Origin of the sequence: Okeania sp. SIO2B9 (assembly GCF_010672505.1) — a bacterium.
Classification (GTDB): domain Bacteria; phylum Cyanobacteriota; class Cyanobacteriia; order Cyanobacteriales; family Microcoleaceae; genus Okeania; species Okeania hirsuta.
This window is the reverse complement of sequence record NZ_JAAHGK010001774.1, coordinates 1-1,119: the sequence shown is the minus strand read 5'-3', so window position 1 is coordinate 1,119 and position 1,119 is coordinate 1. Positions and strand designations below refer to the sequence as shown.

Here is a 1,119-nt window from a genome sequence, read left to right as displayed (position 1 = left end):
TGGATAGTAAGGTAAACTTTAAGAATAATCTACAATTTTTATTCATTCCCTGTTCCCAGATCCGATGTTCCCTCTCTTGGTGCGCTACCAGATGCGTCTGTCACCGACGCGGGGTCGCACCGCTCTTCCCTAAAAGTATAAAACTTCGTACCTTATCAACTCGAAAACTTTTGTATATATATTGATGAATCAAAAAGCAGAATTAGTAAATTTAAAACAGTTGATTTTATACCAAGCGAAAAAAAAGAATGCTGAACTTAAGTGACACTTCAACTATTAAGTAATTAACACCCTAAGTAAATAAGTTTTTTGATAATTAGTACGCCAGTTATTGTTAATTATTCTGATGTTTACTTCTCTGTAGGACATTGTATGTAACGTCCCTACCCGCTGCCATACTCCCTCGCTCAATAATGGGATGTTGTCCATAAAAAGGTAATGCTGTAGACCAATGCGATCGCTTTCCTTTTTGCCATTCTAAATGAGCTAATTCTAATAGACTTAAAACAGATTCTCCTAAACCATTTTCAACCTTAATTAATTCATAGGAGTTTTGCCAATTTTTCAAAGTTTCTTCCCATGCTTCTGGAGTCATTAGTGTTTCTTCTAAAAGAGGATTGATACCCATTTCTTCAAGTTGATAAATAGCTGTGAATAACTGATTTCTTTGAGCTGGCATTTGTAGAGATAAATCCCGGTCTTGATTTTTATATGACCAAGCTACTGCTGCTAAGGTTGAAATTGCAAATAGCGGAATATTTAACTGTTGAGCTAAAGTTCTAGCAGTTACTATACCTATACGAGTACCAGTAAAACTTCCTGGGCCTTTATACGCGCTCATGGGGGCGCCGGGCCGTCGCACCGAAGGGCGGAGCGGCACCCGGACCGCCCCGTTATGCCCCGTTATGGTCGGCGCACCGAGGGTGCGGCCACGGTGTCATCGAGCCGGCCGGCGACCCGGGCCACTGCGGCCTCGACGTCGGGGTCGGGATCGGGGCCGAGATCGACCGTCACCGGCCAATCGGGGGCGGCGGTCACAAGCTCGTGCAACTGGTTTTCGAAGCTACGGTGCGACCCGAGCCACAACAGCCCTACCGGTCGAACCGTCACCGCCCCGTC

Annotated in this window: 2 protein-coding genes; both read right to left on the bottom strand. The window is 45.1% G+C overall.

The window, feature by feature from the left end:
• Nucleotides 1–334 precede the first annotated feature (334 nt).
• Nucleotides 335–841 carry a tRNA (adenosine(37)-N6)-threonylcarbamoyltransferase complex dimerization subunit type 1 TsaB gene (gene tsaB, locus F6K13_RS34335; protein WP_353735767.1) on the bottom strand — a complete coding sequence of 169 codons (507 nt, stop codon included), beginning with the start codon at nt 839–841 and terminating at the stop codon, nt 335–337.
• A 62-nt stretch (nt 842–903) separates the two neighbouring features.
• Nucleotides 904–1,119: hypothetical protein (locus F6K13_RS34330; protein WP_287290110.1), on the bottom strand; the 216-nt coding region annotated here is incomplete at its 5' end.

Coding starts and splice junctions, on each gene's coding strand:
- tsaB (WP_353735767.1), bottom strand. CDS start 841: ATGAGCGCGTATAAAGGCCCAGGAAGTTTTACTGGTACTCGTATAGGT.